13 protein-coding genes are annotated in these 14,926 nt (G+C 52.9%); 6 read left to right on the top strand and 7 right to left on the bottom strand.

Annotated elements, in window-relative coordinates; all coding sequences use genetic code 11:
* Positions 1 to 33: 33 nt before the first annotated feature.
* On the top strand, positions 34 to 348 hold the full coding sequence (gene rhaM / locus GW579_RS10105; RefSeq protein WP_165058921.1) for an L-rhamnose mutarotase: 315 nt from the start codon (positions 34 to 36) through the stop codon (positions 346 to 348).
* Here the strand turns inward: rhaM and GW579_RS10100 are convergent.
* From GW579_RS10100 to GW579_RS10080, 5 genes are all read right to left on the bottom strand, one after another.
* Positions 323 to 2,581 carry a YgiQ family radical SAM protein gene (locus GW579_RS10100; protein WP_165058919.1) on the bottom strand — a complete coding sequence of 753 codons (2,259 nt, stop codon included), beginning with the start codon at positions 2,579 to 2,581 and terminating at the stop codon, positions 323 to 325. The genes rhaM and GW579_RS10100 overlap by 26 nt on opposite strands.
* A gap of 269 nt (positions 2,582 to 2,850) precedes the next feature.
* Positions 2,851 to 2,976 (bottom strand): HipA domain-containing protein, encoded by a 126-nt coding sequence (locus GW579_RS23815; protein WP_420821540.1) that lies wholly within the window; start codon positions 2,974 to 2,976, stop codon positions 2,851 to 2,853.
* 210 nt (positions 2,977 to 3,186) lie between these two features.
* Positions 3,187 to 4,839, bottom strand: coding sequence for a dihydroxyacetone kinase subunit DhaK (locus tag GW579_RS10090; RefSeq protein ID WP_165058917.1), 1,653 nt, complete (start codon positions 4,837 to 4,839; stop codon positions 3,187 to 3,189).
* Positions 4,840 to 4,983: 144 nt separating this feature from the next.
* Positions 4,984 to 6,351: an L-serine ammonia-lyase gene (locus tag GW579_RS10085; RefSeq protein WP_165058915.1), complete on the bottom strand. Its 1,368-nt coding sequence runs from the start codon at positions 6,349 to 6,351 to the stop codon at positions 4,984 to 4,986.
* Positions 6,352 to 6,461: 110 nt separating this feature from the next.
* Positions 6,462 to 7,745: an HAAAP family serine/threonine permease gene (locus tag GW579_RS10080; protein ID WP_165058913.1), complete on the bottom strand. Its 1,284-nt coding sequence runs from the start codon at positions 7,743 to 7,745 to the stop codon at positions 6,462 to 6,464.
* Positions 7,746 to 8,397: 652 nt separating this feature from the next.
* Between GW579_RS10080 and yfiR the strand changes: the two genes are divergently transcribed.
* The 3 genes from yfiR to yfiB are packed head-to-tail and all read left to right on the top strand — an operon-like array spanning position 8,398 to position 10,718.
* Entirely contained in the window at positions 8,398 to 8,919 is a 522-nt protein-coding gene (gene yfiR / locus GW579_RS10075; protein WP_259229635.1) for a regulatory sequestration protein YfiR, read from the top strand.
* 2 nt (positions 8,920 to 8,921) lie between these two features.
* Positions 8,922 to 10,202 carry a diguanylate cyclase DgcN/YfiN gene (gene dgcN / locus GW579_RS10070; protein ID WP_152325230.1) on the top strand — a complete coding sequence of 427 codons (1,281 nt, stop codon included), beginning with the start codon at positions 8,922 to 8,924 and terminating at the stop codon, positions 10,200 to 10,202.
* A gap of 15 nt (positions 10,203 to 10,217) precedes the next feature.
* On the top strand, positions 10,218 to 10,718 hold the full coding sequence (gene yfiB, locus GW579_RS10065; protein WP_152325231.1) for an outer membrane lipoprotein YfiB: 501 nt from the start codon (positions 10,218 to 10,220) through the stop codon (positions 10,716 to 10,718).
* Between the two features lies 1 nt (position 10,719).
* Here yfiB and GW579_RS10060 read toward each other — a convergent pair whose 3' ends face one another.
* On the bottom strand, positions 10,720 to 11,592 hold the full coding sequence (locus GW579_RS10060; protein ID WP_165058912.1) for a LysR family transcriptional regulator: 873 nt from the start codon (positions 11,590 to 11,592) through the stop codon (positions 10,720 to 10,722).
* Between the two features lie 103 nt (positions 11,593 to 11,695).
* On the opposite strand from GW579_RS10060, the gene budA reads away from it, so the two are divergent.
* Positions 11,696 to 12,478, top strand: a complete 783-nt coding sequence (budA, locus tag GW579_RS10055; protein ID WP_165058910.1) for an acetolactate decarboxylase — start codon at positions 11,696 to 11,698, stop codon at positions 12,476 to 12,478.
* Positions 12,479 to 12,504: 26 nt separating this feature from the next.
* Positions 12,505 to 14,181 (top strand): acetolactate synthase AlsS, encoded by a 1,677-nt coding sequence (gene alsS / locus GW579_RS10050; protein WP_165058908.1) that lies wholly within the window; start codon positions 12,505 to 12,507, stop codon positions 14,179 to 14,181.
* A gap of 10 nt (positions 14,182 to 14,191) precedes the next feature.
* Here alsS and GW579_RS10045 read toward each other — a convergent pair whose 3' ends face one another.
* Positions 14,192 to 14,659 carry a very short patch repair endonuclease gene (locus GW579_RS10045; RefSeq protein WP_165058906.1) on the bottom strand — a complete coding sequence of 156 codons (468 nt, stop codon included), beginning with the start codon at positions 14,657 to 14,659 and terminating at the stop codon, positions 14,192 to 14,194.
* Between the last annotated feature and the right edge of the window lie 267 nt (positions 14,660 to 14,926).

Genomic DNA, 14,926 nt, shown 5'->3' with positions numbered 1-14,926 from the left:
GGGGAGTGAGAAAACCAAACCAGGAGAATTCGAATGATCCGTAAATCCTTCGTTATGCAGGTCAACCCGAATGCGCATGCGGAATATCAGCGGCGGCATACACCGATCTGGCCGGAACTGGCGGAGATCCTGAAAGCACACGGCGCGCACCACTACAGCATTTTTCTCGATGAAAAACGTAACCTGCTGTTCGGGTATGTGGAGATTGAATCAGTAGAAAGATGGAACGCCGTGGCGAAGACGGAAATCTGCCAGCAATGGTGGAAGCATATGGCAGACGTGATGCCTGCCAATGCCGATAACAGCCCGATCAGCAGCGATCTTAAGCCGGTCTTTTACCTCGATTAACCCGCTGTTCCCCGCTTTTTCCCTGCGCGGCAGACTGACCGTTTTTCCCCTGAGCCGGTCTGGCCGCCGCCGGTTTTTTCCCTGCACGGAATTCGGTGGATTTACCTTTTCCGGTCGCCGGATTTTGCGCTTTGGATCCGGTGAAACGCGTCGCGGCCGGTTTGTCTTTCCCGGAACGTGATGGCGTAAATTTCGGATCAAAGCCGTCCGGAGGCACCAGGCAATCCGGGCGGATGCCGATCAGGCGGCGCATACCCATCGCCGTCAGCGCTTCGCGGATCACCGGCCAGTTCACCGGATCGTGATAACGCAGCAACGCTTTATGCAAGCGACGCTGACGATCGCCTTTCGGCACCACCACGTCCTCACTTTTGTAATCCACTTTCCCGAGCGGATTTTTGCCGCTGTAATACATGGTGGTCGCGCTGGCGAGCGGTGACGGATAGAAGTTCTGCACCTGATCCAGCCGGAAGCGGTTCTTCTTAAGCCACAGCGCCAGATTGATCATATCTTCCGTTCGCGTCCCCGGGTGGGCAGAGATGAAATAAGGGATCAGATACTGCTCTTTTCCGGCCTGTTTGGAATAGCTGTCGAACAGCTCTTTGAACCGGTAATAACTGCCCATTCCCGGTTTCATCATTTTCGACAACGGCCCGGTTTCGGTGTGCTCCGGCGCAATTTTCAGATAACCGCCGACGTGATGTTCGGCCAGCTCTTTGATATAACGCGGATCTTCCACCGCCAAGTCATAACGCACGCCGGACGCAATCAGGATTTTCTTGATGCCTTTCAGGCTGCGCGTGCGGCGGTATAGATTGATGGTCGGCTCATGGTTGGTGTCCATGTGCGTACAGATTTCAGGATAAACGCAGGATGCGCGTCGGCAGCTTTGTTCCGCTTTTGGCGACTGGCAGCGCAGCATATACATGTTTGCCGTCGGGCCACCAAGATCGGAAATCACGCCGGTAAAGCCGGGCACGCTGTCGCGGATCTCTTCGATTTCGCGCACGATCGACTCTTCCGAACGGCTCTGAATGATCCGCCCTTCATGTTCAGTGATCGAGCAAAACGCGCAACCGCCGTAGCAACCACGCATGATGTTGATCGAAAAACGGATCATGTCATACGCCGGGATCGTGGATTTGCCGTAAGAAGGATGCGGCACGCGCTGGAAAGGCAGGCCAAACACTTCGTCCATTTCTTCCGTGGACAGCGGGATCGCCGGAGGATTAATCCACACATAGCGATCGCCGTGTTTTTGCATCAGCGCCCGCGCACAACCCGGGTTAGTTTCGTGGTGCAAAATACGCGAGGTATGGGCGTACAGCACTTTGTCGCCCTTCACTTTTTCGAACGACGGCAGCAGAACGTAGGTTTTCTCCCACGGCTTCGGCTTTGGCGCACGAACGGTAATCGGCTGCGGCGCATCCGGCGCAGGAAGTTCCCCTTCGGAGCAGGGTAAATCCTCGCCGTACGGGTTCATGATCGGCTCAATTTTACCGGGCTTATCGAGCCGCGTGGAATCCACCCCGCTCCAGCCAATCAGCGCAGTTTTGCGCATCACGGCGGTATTTCGCACGTCGTGAATATCTGCAATCGATTCGCCCGCCGCCAGTCGGTGCGCCACTTCCACCAGAGGTCGCTCGCCGTTGCCATAAATCAGCATGTCAGCTTTGGAATCCACCAGCACCGAACGGCGCACGGTATCGGACCAGTAATCGTAATGCGCGATACGCCGCAAACTGGCTTCAATACCGCCGAGTAAAACCGGCACATCGCTGTAGGCTTCTTTGCAGCGCTGCGTGTACACCAGCGTTGCGCGATCGGGGCGTTTGCCGCCGACATTGCCCGGCGTGTAAGCATCGTCATGGCGCAATTTCCGGTCAGCGGTGTAACGGTTGATCATCGAATCCATATTTCCGGCGGTCACGCCGTAAAACAGGTTCGGCTTCCCGAGCCGCATAAAATCGTCTTTATTGGTCCAGTCCGGCTGCGCGATGATCCCCACGCGGAACCCCTGCGCTTCCAGCATGCGGCCGATGATCGCCATCCCGAAACTCGGGTGATCGACATACGCATCGCCGGTCACCACGATCACATCGCAACTGTCCCAGCCAAGTTCATCCATTTCTGCCCGTGTCATCGGGAAAAACGGCGCTGTACCGTAGCATTCGGCCCAGTAGCGCGGGTAAGAAAACAATGTGCGATCGGGCTGGATCAGGCTGATTGGCATAGGAGGTTCTTCGTTCGACGGCAAATAATTGGCCGCAAATTATACGGGGGCTAAAATTTCGACGGGCGGGCAAATCACTCAGATTTGATTTAGATCAGTTTTTGTTTTTGTGTACGAAATAAGGCCTGCGGGGATCAGGAGATCCTGACGGGTAAAATGATCACGCTTGCCATTCAGCGATAACTGATGGGAATTCACCCCTGGCGAACCCGGTTTGTAGCTGTAAGCCATGTCAAAAGCCGGAGCAAGTTTCCATTGAAAATCTTCATTCAAAAAAAACCGAAGTTCTTTGTGTGGTCATCATGATTTCGGGCGACGATGTTAAATACCCTCCGGCGATACAACTCTAAAGGATCACTTTTGCTCTGACGCAGCACCCGCATGAGTGAGAACAATTGCTCGTAGCTGTCTGCTTATAATCCGCATGATCCATTGCGCAAAGCGACTGATAATGAATTTTACGGTTGCCGTCCCTGTCGAAGCATTTCGTCATAAAATTAGTCGAGTTTATTTTGATAAGGGATACCTAAAAGACCCTATAAAAAAGGCCTGCTGGTTTCCCCGCAGGCCTTTTGTTTTTATGACTTCTCAACGCAATGACAACGTTATTTCTTCGCCAGTGCCTCGAACACTTTTTCGACGGCGACCGCGCCCGGATCTTTCACGCCTTTCAGGCTGTTGCTGTTGAGATATGAAGAACGACCTGCATTGGCTTTTTTCATGCTGGCGGTGTCTTTTGCACCTTTGGCCGCAGCTTTGGCAGCGCCCTTCAGCGCCTCTTTTTTGCCTAATGCTTCCAGCGCAGGTTGCAGCGCGTCGATCATCGTGCGATCGCCGAGATCGGCGCCGCCATAATGTTTCATCCGCTCCAGGCCAAACAGCAGCGCTTTCGGCAGCTTCTCGCCTTCCGCCACCTTTTTGCCCGCCGCCGTGAAGAAGATCGACATCAGTACACCGCTGGATCCGCCCATCACGACGGCCAGACGATCGCCGACGACGCCGAGGAGATCGGCCACATTGTTCAGCGGCAGTTTTTTTCCTTTGTTCTGTTTCTGAATATCCCGCGCACCGCTGGCAAACGTTGAACCGGTATCGCCGTCGCCGACTTTGGCATCCAGCTTGTTCAGTTCATCTTCGAGGTCAGAAAGCGTCTGCGTGATGGTTTCGACAATTTTGCCGACCGCCGCATTAGACGAGGCTTTCGCGACTTTCTTCTCGCTGATCTTCTTACCTTTTTTGGTCGCCAGTTTTTCCAGTTTCACCAGCGGCTGCCAGCCGGACGCTTCAACTTCTGCCAGCAATGCTTCTTCGATGCCGCCTTTGAGCGCAATCACCGAGAGTGAGAAACCTTTCATATCCAGCGCGCTGACCAGCGACGCCGGGCCAATCAGATAACGGATTGAACCGCCGAGCGCGGAATGCACCAGCTCTTTAGTCAGCTGATTCATCTCCAGCGGCGAAACGCCACCGAGGTTGTTGACCAGCACGGCCAGTTTGTCGCTTTTCTTCACATGTTCCTGAAGTTTTCCGACCAGCGTATCAATCACTTTTTTGCTGTTCTGGGTTTTCATGGTCGATACGCCCGGTTCGCCGTGAATGCCCAAACCCAGCTCAACGTGGCCGGACTCAATGCGCTGTTCTTCTTCATCTTCCCCGCCGCCGGGCAGGTTACAACCGGCTGCCGCCACGCCGATACTGGCCGTCGCATCAATAGCCTGTTGGGCAATTTTGGTCACTTCTTTCAGGGATTTGCCCTGTTCGGCCGCATAACCGGCAATCTTGTGAACCAGCGCCGTGCCCGCAATGCCACGCGGCTGTTTGTTATCCGGCAGGGAAATGTCATCAGACACCATCACCAGTTCGACGTTGTATCCCAGGCCTTTGGCTTTTTCTGCCGCAAGGCCAAAGTTGAGACGGTCGCCAGTGTAGTTTTTGACAATCAGCAGGCAGCCCGATTTCCCGGTCACCGCAACAATGGCGTTGAGCACCGCGTCAACGCTCGGCGATGCAAATACTTCGCCACACACTGCCGCCGTCAGCATCCCTTTACCGACAAAACCGACGTGCGCCGGTTCATGTCCGGAACCGCCACCGGAAATCAGCGCGACTTTTTTCTTATCCCAGTCGCGCCGCACGACCACGCGGATTGCAGGATCAATGTCCAGCTTCGCCAGATTTTTGTAGGGAGAGGTCAGGATCACCCCTTCGATCACATCGTTAATCAGAGTCTTGCGGTCATTCATAAAAAATTTAGACATGCAGAGCTTTTCCTTTTAACTGTTTTCCAGGTGTGGAGAGGTAATGAAAAAGTATAGATAACCAAAAACATAACACAGGGAAAATGCGCGAAGGGAGCGGGAAAGGCGGTTTCCCGCCTTTTCAGAAATGAGGTAAAAAGAGGATTAATTACAGGCTAAAACTTTAATCGCCAGACCACCTGTGGACGTTTCACGATACTTCGAGTTCATGTCTTTGCCGGTTTCGTACATGGTTTCGATGACTTTATCGAGGCAAACGCGCGGCTCACTGGTACGGCGAAGCGCCATGCGCGAGGCGTTAACGGCTTTCACCGCTGAAATCGCATTTCGTTCAATGCACGGCACCTGAACCTGTCCGGCCAGCGGATCGCAGGTCAGCCCGAGATGGTGCTCCATCGCGATTTCTGCCGCCATAAAGACCTGCGCGGTGCTGCCACCCAGAAGCTCGGTCAGACCCGCCGCCGCCATGGAACAGGCCACGCCGACTTCGCCCTGACAACCGACTTCAGCACCGGAAATCGACGCATTCATTTTGAACAGAATGCCGACGGCACCCGACGCGAGGAAGAAACGGCTGTAGGAATCGGGACTGATCGGGCGGATAAACTGATCGTAATACGTCAGAACGGCCGGAATAATCCCGCACGCGCCGTTGGTCGGCGCAGTCACTACACGGCCACCTGCAGCATTTTCTTCATTCACCGCCATGGCGTACATGTTGATCCAGTCAACGACGCCCATCGGATCGACGTTATTTTTATCCTGCGTGACCAGAATGCGACGCAGAGCCGCTGCACGACGGTTGATTTTCATCGGACCGGGCAATAACCCTTCCGTATGAATTCCGCGGGTGATCCCTTCACTCATCACATTCCAGATGGCAGCAAAGTGATCGCTGATTTCGTTACGGGTATGCCCCGCCAGTTCGTTTTTCAGCATCAGCGCCGACAACGACAGGCCGGTTTCCGTGCAATGTTTTTGCAGATCGCTGGCCGAACGGAACGGGTACGGACGCACGACAGGGTTTTCGTCCTGTACGCCAAATTTGCTGGCTTCGACAATAAAACCGCCGCCAATAGAATAGTAGGTCCGGGTATACAGCAGCTCATCGCCATTAAAAGCGCTGATGGACATGCCATTTTCATGCAAGGGCAAATTGCTGGTGTGGAAATTCATGCCGGAACCGGCCGGGAAATCCACTTCTTTCGCTCCTTTACCCAGCATCAGACGACCGGAAGTTTCCACCTGGTGTATAAAACCGGGGATCGCATCGATATCAACGTCATCCGGCATGTTGCCGGCCAGCCCCATAATGATAGCCAGATCAGTATGATGACCTTTACCGGTCAAAGATAAAGATCCGTAAACATCCACAGCAACGCGGGTTGTCTGGTCAATATGGCCTGAAGAGATAAGTTCATCAGTGAATATTTTCCCGGCTTTCATCGGGCCGACAGTATGCGAACTGGAAGGACCAATACCAATTTTGAAAATATCGAAGACGCTGATCACGATAGACTCCATGTCTGAATAGGATTAAGGAATAAATAAAGATGACGGTGGATAAAACCGAAGCAGTGAGCGGAATAACACCCGCTCACCGGATATTACGATTGAATGAATTAATCCATCAGACTAAATACAATGGCAGACATGGCAATCAACCCCATAATAACCACGAACACATTACTGATATGACCGCTGTATTTTTTCATCGCGGGTACTTTGCGAATGGCATACATCGGCATCAGGAATAACAGCATCGCAATAATCGGGCCGCCCAGCGTTTCAATCATTCCTAAAATACTTGGGTTCAGCGTTGCGACTAACCAGGTGGTTAATAACATGAAGATACCGGTATAACGGTTCAGCGCTGGCAGAGGAATTGTTTTTCCTTTGCTGCGCAGTGATTTAATCACCATACCGTTAAAACCTTCACGCGCGCCCAGATAATGACCGAGGAAAGATTTAGTAATCGCAATAAAGGCAATAAATGGCGCGATATAAGCAATCACCGGGTTAGAGAAATGGTTAGCTAAATAAGACAGAATTGAAACGTTCTGTGCTTTTGCTTCCATCAGGTTTTCCGGAGACAGACTCAGGACGCAGCTGAAGACGAAGAACATCACCGTCAGCACCATCATAATGTGGCTAAATGCCAGAATACGGGAGCATTTTTTCTCAGCATCTTCGCCGTACTCTTTACGTTTTGCGACAGCAAAAGAAGAGATGATCGGGGAATGGTTGAAGGAGAACACCATCACCGGAATGACCAGCCAGAGCGTCATCAACATGCCATGACCCACACCGTTACCGGACAGAGACACGTTTTCAAATACCGACGTATTCCAGTTAGGAATAAGGTACAGCGCCAGCGCCATCAGCACGGCAACAAACGGGAAGACCAGAATGCTCATCGCTTTCACGATCATTTCCTGCCCGAAATGTACCAGCGTCATTAAGCCGAGGATCAGAACCAATGACAGCAACGCACGCGGTGGCGCATTCATGTGCATCTGGTGAGTAATAAAACTCTCAACCGTATTGGTAATGGCCACGCTGTAAACTAAAAGGATGGGATAAATCGCGAAGAAATAAAGCAGGGTAATTAACTTACCGGCTGAAATACCGAAATGCTCTTCAACAACTTCCGTAATATCTTCGCCCGCATTCTTACCGGATAATACAAAGCGTGTTAATCCACGGTGAGCAAAGAAAGTCATTGGGAAGGCAAGAATTGCCATGATGATTAACGGAATTAAACCGCCAATCCCTGCATTAATAGGAAGAAATAGAACACCTGCACCAATTGCCGTTCCGTAGAGGCCTAACATCCACATGGTGTCAGTTTTACGCCAGGAACTTACCGATTTTTTAGACAGCGTCCCGATTGTTGTATTATCCATGATTCCTCAGTACCTAATTATAAAAATAATTCCGTTTTCCCCAGGAATGGTTGATGTTTTTTTACTGCACCCGTCATCAAAAAAACCACCCTGACGGATAAAACATACCATTAATGCGGGCATGATACCTATCAGCAGCATAAAAATCTGGGGAACAACCTGGCTTTGAGATCATGATCACGAATAACTAAATATTTCCGCCTGATATTCCTTTAAATTCAAAATCATTAACATTTCCTGCAATTTAAATTCATCAATTAGTGATTCCGATAACATTTATTTTTTGTCATATTTTGTTATCCACGTGACTATTATTTAAATAACGGTTGAATTGCCAGCAAAGTGTATTATTTATCGCCGTTTCTGGCCGTCCTGAACTGACTAAAAAACAAACAACTTTCGCACCCAAATCATTACCCCTGCTTCAGGAAGCGCCATTTGCCTGCCTTGTGTAAAAATTTCGAAACAAAGCAGGCGGCGTAACAAGTTGAAAAATTTCTTACTGACGCTTTCAGAACTCATGCCGATAAAGTTATTCTTATTCCGGAGAAATAATTTCAACCGGAAGAAAACGCTGAGCGACTCAATGGGAAAAGCCCGAACTCTTTTTTGCCTGTCAGTGAAGACTCATTCCCGCCGTTTTTTGAAGGCTGTGTATGGCTTTGCGCTGCTGACATTGCTTCTGGCCGTTCCGCTGGCGCCCGGTGTGGCAGAAACCGGTGATGCGGCCACGAACGCCACCGTCGCGCAGACGGTCAACGGCATTCTCAGCTATTCGCGCTGGCCTGACGGCACCACCTCCTCGGCGCTGACGCTGTGCATCATTCCGCCGGTAAAATATGCCGCGCAATTAACGCCGGACGGCAGCGCATTTTCCGGCAGATCCCTTAAGGTTTTAACCCTTCCGATAGACAGCCCGCTGCTAACGTCGGAGTGCAACGCCATTTATTCCGGCAGTACAACCGCCGCACAACAGACAGATTTACACCAGCGCCTGGAAGGGCATTCGATTTTGACCATTGGCGAGCAGGATGATGCCTGCGCATTACTGAACGCATTTTGTCTGGTGATTACAGCTCAGCACACCGGTTTTAAATTGAATCTGGATACGCTGTCCCGCAGCGGCGTACGGGTTAATCCCGCCGTATTACAACTTGCCAGGGAAAAGGAGTGACCATGGAAAATAAAATTCCTGTTCCTGACACAGAACAGCAGAGCCCGCGCACGACGTTAAGCGCAGCCCTGAACAGAATCCATGTGATTGTTATTGTGACGGCGATTGGTCTGGCAGGCTTTTTACTCACCCTGCTGGCCCTGATCGCTTTGCGTTCGCATGCCCAAAGCAACCTCGAGCTGACGGCGCGCGCGATTGGCTACACCACGGAAGCGGCGCTGGTCTTTAACGATCCGGCGGCCGCACACGACTCGCTGGAGTTCATCGCCAAACGCGGTGATTTTACGCAGGCAAAAATCCTGACGCCTGCTGGTGCGACATTCACGGAGTGGCAGCGCCCGATTAACACTAACTGGGACAAGCTCGGCCAGTTCGTCGGGCACCTCGCGTTCCCGGAGCCGATTACCACGCAGGTGATCCACTCCGGTTCCGTCATTGGCACCATCTGGCTCGCCGGTAACGGCACCAGCCTGATTGGTTTCCTGCTGGAAACCGTGCTTAGCCTGCTGGGTTGTCTGGTGCTGACGGCGCTGGTCGCGCTGTATTTTTCGCGCCGGATGCAGAAAGGGATTGTCAATGCGCTGGGCCATATTACGCACGTTACGCACGAAGTGAGCGCTAACCGCTCTTTCAATCTGCGCGTACCCTCTGCCCCGATTGTCGAGCTGCATACGCTGAGCCAGGACTTCAACAGCCTGCTGACCGAGCTGGAAGCCTGGGAAAACCACATGCGCAACGAAAACAGTTCGCTGACGCAAAAAGCGTTGCACGATGGATTGACGGGTCTGCATAATCGCGCGTTCTTTATTGATACCCTAAATCAGTGCTTCAACCCGATGCGTCCGCCTCTGTCGCTGGCTCTGCTGTTTATTGATGTCGATAACTTTAAAGAGATCAATGACACGCTGGGGCATGCCGCCGGGGACCGTGTGCTGATGGTGATCGGCGAACGGCTGGCAAAAACGCTGCGTCAGGGCGATGTGCTGGCGCGTCTGGGGGGCGATGAGTTTGCTATCCTGCTCGATCCGATGATTTCCACGGCGGAAGCCGTGGCCTTCGCCGAGCGGATTGTCGACATCATGAAAACACCGGTGATCCTGCTCAATAACAAGACACTGGATGTTTCCCTGAGTATCGGTATTGCGTTGTCGCCTTCGCAGGCGAACAGCGCGAAAGAACTGCTCGAAAAAGCCGACGAAGCGATGTATCGCTCGAAAAAGATATCCGGCAGTTGCTGGCATGTTTCTTCAGGAATGCCGCTTCCTGTCGTGATGAAAGACTAAAAGGAGTTAACACACATGCATAATAACAATCGTTTCAAAACCTGGTGCCGGTATGCCGGAATGGCAATGTGCATTATTTTCCTGGCGGCCTGCCAGGCCAAACCGGTGACCGGATTAACCCCGGAACAAATCGCGGTTCTGCAAAAAAATGGCTTCACCCAAACGGATGCCGGCTGGGAACTGGGTCTGGATGCCAAAGTTCTGTTTGGCAATAATCAGGACAAACTTTCCGCTGAAAGTAAGCAGTCGGTGGAAAAGCTGGCGGGCGAACTTTTGCACGTAGGCCTGAACAAAGTGAACCTCGACGGCCATACCGATAACTACGGCGACGCCAGCTACAACAACGATCTGTCGCTGCGCCGCGCCAATACCGTTGCCGCCGCCTTTGCCGATGCCGGAATGCCGCGCGCCAACATCCATACCCGTGGATTAGGACAGAGCCAGCCCGTTGCCAGTAATAAAACACAGGCCGGGCGCGCGCAGAACCGCCGGGTTTCTGTGATTATCGTGGTGTAATTTAGAGTAATCCCACCAGATGCAGCGCGGCCTTGCAGTTATCCGTACGTCGCCAGGCCAGCGCTATCTGCGTGGTTAATGTCTGCCCTGCCAGGGGCAGACAGCGTACGTGAGTCTCATCAATTTTACTGAGCGACGCCGGAACCAGCGCATAACCAAATCCTGTTGCCACCATACTCAGCGACGACGTAATTTGCGGACATTGCTGCCCGTAGCGCGGCGTAAAACCGGCCTCTTCACACGCCTGCGTCACCGCGTCGTACAACCCCGGCGATAAATCCCGCGGAAAAGTGATCAGCGTATCGTGGCGCAGCGCCGCCAGACGCACCTCTTTCTCCTGGCTGAGCGGATGCTTTTTCGGCAGCGCCACCATCATTTCTTCGATATCCATCACCTTAAAACTGAAGTCTTTACTGCGTTCGCAAGGCAGGCGGATAAACGCCGCGTCCAGCGCGCCCTCGCCCATTGCAGTCATCAGCCCCGCCATATCCTTTTCCTGCGGCTCAAGCACGATGCCCGGATATTTATCCCGGAACCGATGCAGCAGCGCAAAAACCTGCGGGTTAAAAGCCGTGGATGTGGCGAAGCCGATACGCAATGTCCCGTTCATTCCGCGCGCCACAGCACGGGTACGTTCAAGGGCGGCATCGGTGAGTTTGATGATCGTCTGAGCGTCGTCGTAGAGCACTTTTCCGGCTTCGGTCAGTTCGACGCCACGGGTCAGGCGCTTGAGTAAAGGGGTTCCGATTTCATGTTCGAGCCGCTGGATTTGCTGGCTCAATGGAGGCTGGGAAATCCCCAGTTGTTCGGCAGCACGGGTGAAGTGGCCCGTCTCTGCTACCGCGACAAAATAGCGCAGATGACGAAGTTCCATATCAAAAACGTCTCAAAGTGAACACCTCGTCATATTGGAACTTCTGGCTGAATCGCGTCAACCTTTAATCAGATAAGTTAATCATTCGACCGGAGCTTCCTGCATGAAAACCCATTCTGATTCCTGTTCCTGCGTTGCCGAACTCGCCCGCACCGCCTCGGCGTTTACCCAGAGACATCCCGACCGCGTGTTGTACCAGTCATCCCTGATGAGTGCCCTGCTCAGCGGCGTCTACGAGGGCGAAACCACCATGGCCGACCTGCTGGAACACGGCGATTTTGGCCTCGGCACCTTTAACCATCTCGACGGAGAACTGATTGCTTTTAACAGCAATATCTTCCAGTTGCGTGGCGACGGCAGCGCACGACGCGCCCTGCCCGAACAAAAAACCCCGTTTGCGGTGATGACATTCTTTAATCCTACGAATGAATACCTGATTGAAAAACCGCATACCCGCGAGCAGATCCACGCGGTGATTGACCGCGCCGTGGCCAGCCAGAACACCTTCTGTGCGCTGCGCATTGACGGTGAATTCAGCCGGGTGGAGACGCGCACCGTGCCGGAACAAAAGCGCCCGTATAAACCGATGCTGGAAGCCATCGAGGCCCAGCCAACCTTTCACATCGAGCACAGCCAGGGCGTGCTGATTGGTTTTCTGACCCCGGCGTATATGCAGGGCATCAATGTGGCGGGCTATCACGAACACTTTATTAATCAGGAACGCAGCAGCGGCGGCCACGTTCTGGATTATCAGGTTGAGAGCGGCGTGCTCACGTTCGGCACCGTTGAAAAGCTGCTGATCGACTTCCCGCAGGACAGCGATTTCCTGCATGCCGATTTAAATCCCGATGATTTAAACGATGCGATTCAGTCCGTTGAGAGTTAACAGCCCGCAGGTAAAAGGAAAACACCATGAAAAACTCAGACCCTAAAATCGAATGGAAATGCGGCGCAGATCTGGTGGTCGCACAGCTTGAAGCGCAGGGCGTAAAACACGTCTTCGGCATTCCCGGCGCAAAAATCGACCGCGTATTTGATTCCCTGATCGACTCCACCATTACCACTATTCCGGTGCGCCACGAAGCCAACGCCGCCTTTATGGCCGGTGCCGTCGGCCGCCTGACCGGCAAAGCGGGCGTCGCACTGGTGACGTCCGGCCCCGGTTGTTCGAACCTCATCACCGGCGTCGCCACAGCGACATCAGAAGGCGATCCGCTGGTCGCTCTCGGTGGCGCGGTAAAACGTGCCGACCACGTAAAACAGGTTCACCAGACGATGGATACCGTCACGATGTTCCGCCCGGTAACCAAATATTCTGCGGAAGTGACCTCGTCTTCCGCGCTGGCCGAAGTGATGGCAAACGGCTTTCGCGCCGCCGAATTCGGGCGTCCGGGCGCAGCGTTCATCAGCCTGCCGATGGACATCGTCAACGAACCCGCCAGCGGCAAACTGCTGACATCACAGCCGCCCGTTCTGGGCAGCGCGCCGCACGACGCCATTTTGCAGGTCGCGCGTCTGTTAAAACAGGCCAAAAACCCGGTTCTGCTGCTCGGCCTGATGGCAAGCCAGCCGCGTAATGCGGCGGCAATCCGACGTCTGCTGCATAAAAGCGATTTGCCGGTCACCAGCACCTATCAGGCCGCCGGTGTTATCGACCAGGCGTCGTTCCACCGGTTCGCCGGGCGCGTGGGTTTATTCAATAATCAGGCCGGTGACCGCCTGCTGCGCAATGCCGATTTAGTGATCACCATCGGCTACAGCCCGGTCGAGTACGAACCGGCGCAGTGGAATAACGAGAATGCCGAACTGGTGCATATCGACGTGATGCCCGCCGAAACGGACAGCGAGTACCTGCCGGATGTCGAACTGGTGGGCGATATCGCCGACACGCTCGATCTGCTGACCGAACAAATCCAGCAGCATTTCGTGCTAAGCACCTCGTCCATCGCGATTCTGGAAGACCGCCGCCAGCAACGCGAGCTGCTGGATCAGAAAGGCCGGAGCCTGAATCAGTTCGCCATCCACCCCCTGCGGCTGGTGCGCGCGATGCAGGACATCGTTAATAGCGACGTCACGTTATGCGTCGATATGGGCAGTTTTCACATCTGGATCGCCCGTTACCTTTACAGCTTCCGCGCACGTCAGGTGCTGATTTCCAACGGCCAGCAAACCATGGGCGTCGCACTGCCGTGGGCAATTGGCGCAGCGCTGGTCGATCCCGGCCGCAAAGTGGTGTCCGTTTCCGGCGACGGCGGCTTTATGCAATCGAGCATGGAACTGGAAACCGCCGTCCGGCTGGGCGTGAATTTGCTGCACATCATCTGGGTGGATGAGGCGTACAACATGGTCGCCATCCAGGAGGAGAAAAAATACCAGCGCACCTCCGGCATCCAGTTCGGCCCGATCGATTTCAAAGCCTACGCCGACGCGTTCGGCGCCAAAGGTTTCGCCGTCACCTCCGCAGAAACCCTGGAAAGCACCCTCCGCGCCGCGATGGACGTACAAGGCCCCGCCGTCGTCGCCGTCCCGGTGGACTACAGTGACAATGCGTTGCTGATGGGACAACTGGAGATGGGGGCGATGTTTTAGGGGGAAGATTTCAGAAAACTGTCGAGGAAGAGAATTCGATACGGACGGAAGAAGCATCGTGAATCCATGCATCAAAACCAGACAACATGAAATTCACCATATGGGGAGGAATGCTCCTGAGGCTGCACTCCCAGAATATGGCGACTCTGTAATTTTCAGCGAACAATTGAGTTATGCATTCTTCATCTCTCTGCTTTGAAAGCATAATTTTATTGAGCCAGAATTCAGGTCGCGTGGCTGGCAGCCGGAAATACTTACAGTCTTCATGACCATGCCAGAAACAGCCATGAACGAAGATGACCACACCATACTCAGGCAAAACGAGATCCGGAGTTCCGGGCAATTCTTTAACGTTCAGAAGTGGCGAATAGCCCCGCTTCCGGAGAAGGAACAGAAGTTTCTTCTCCGGCTTAGTGCCGCGATTTTTAATCGCGGCCATGTTTTTGCTGCGGGTAGCTTTGGTGTGGACGTCTGTCATAGATAGTAGAATTTCTATTAAAGAATAATAATACTCTATCTTAGTAATTTTCCATCTATATCTTACTAAGATACTTGGCTAAGCTGCGGGGATAAATCATTAGATAATTTATACATTTAGCAGAAAATATATAAATTTAGAACACAAATTTATATATTAAATCGAGAAATACTGTAGGGGTTTAAACATGTGTTCATGTTATATGATAAGAACAAAGCAAGGATAATCATTGTATCCAAATCATAGCAATGACTTTCGCACATGCGA

It is taken from the genome of Rahnella contaminans, from assembly GCF_011065485.1.
GTDB classification, from domain to species: domain Bacteria; phylum Pseudomonadota; class Gammaproteobacteria; order Enterobacterales; family Enterobacteriaceae; genus Rahnella; species Rahnella contaminans.
This window is presented reverse-complemented; position numbering and strand designations above follow the sequence as displayed.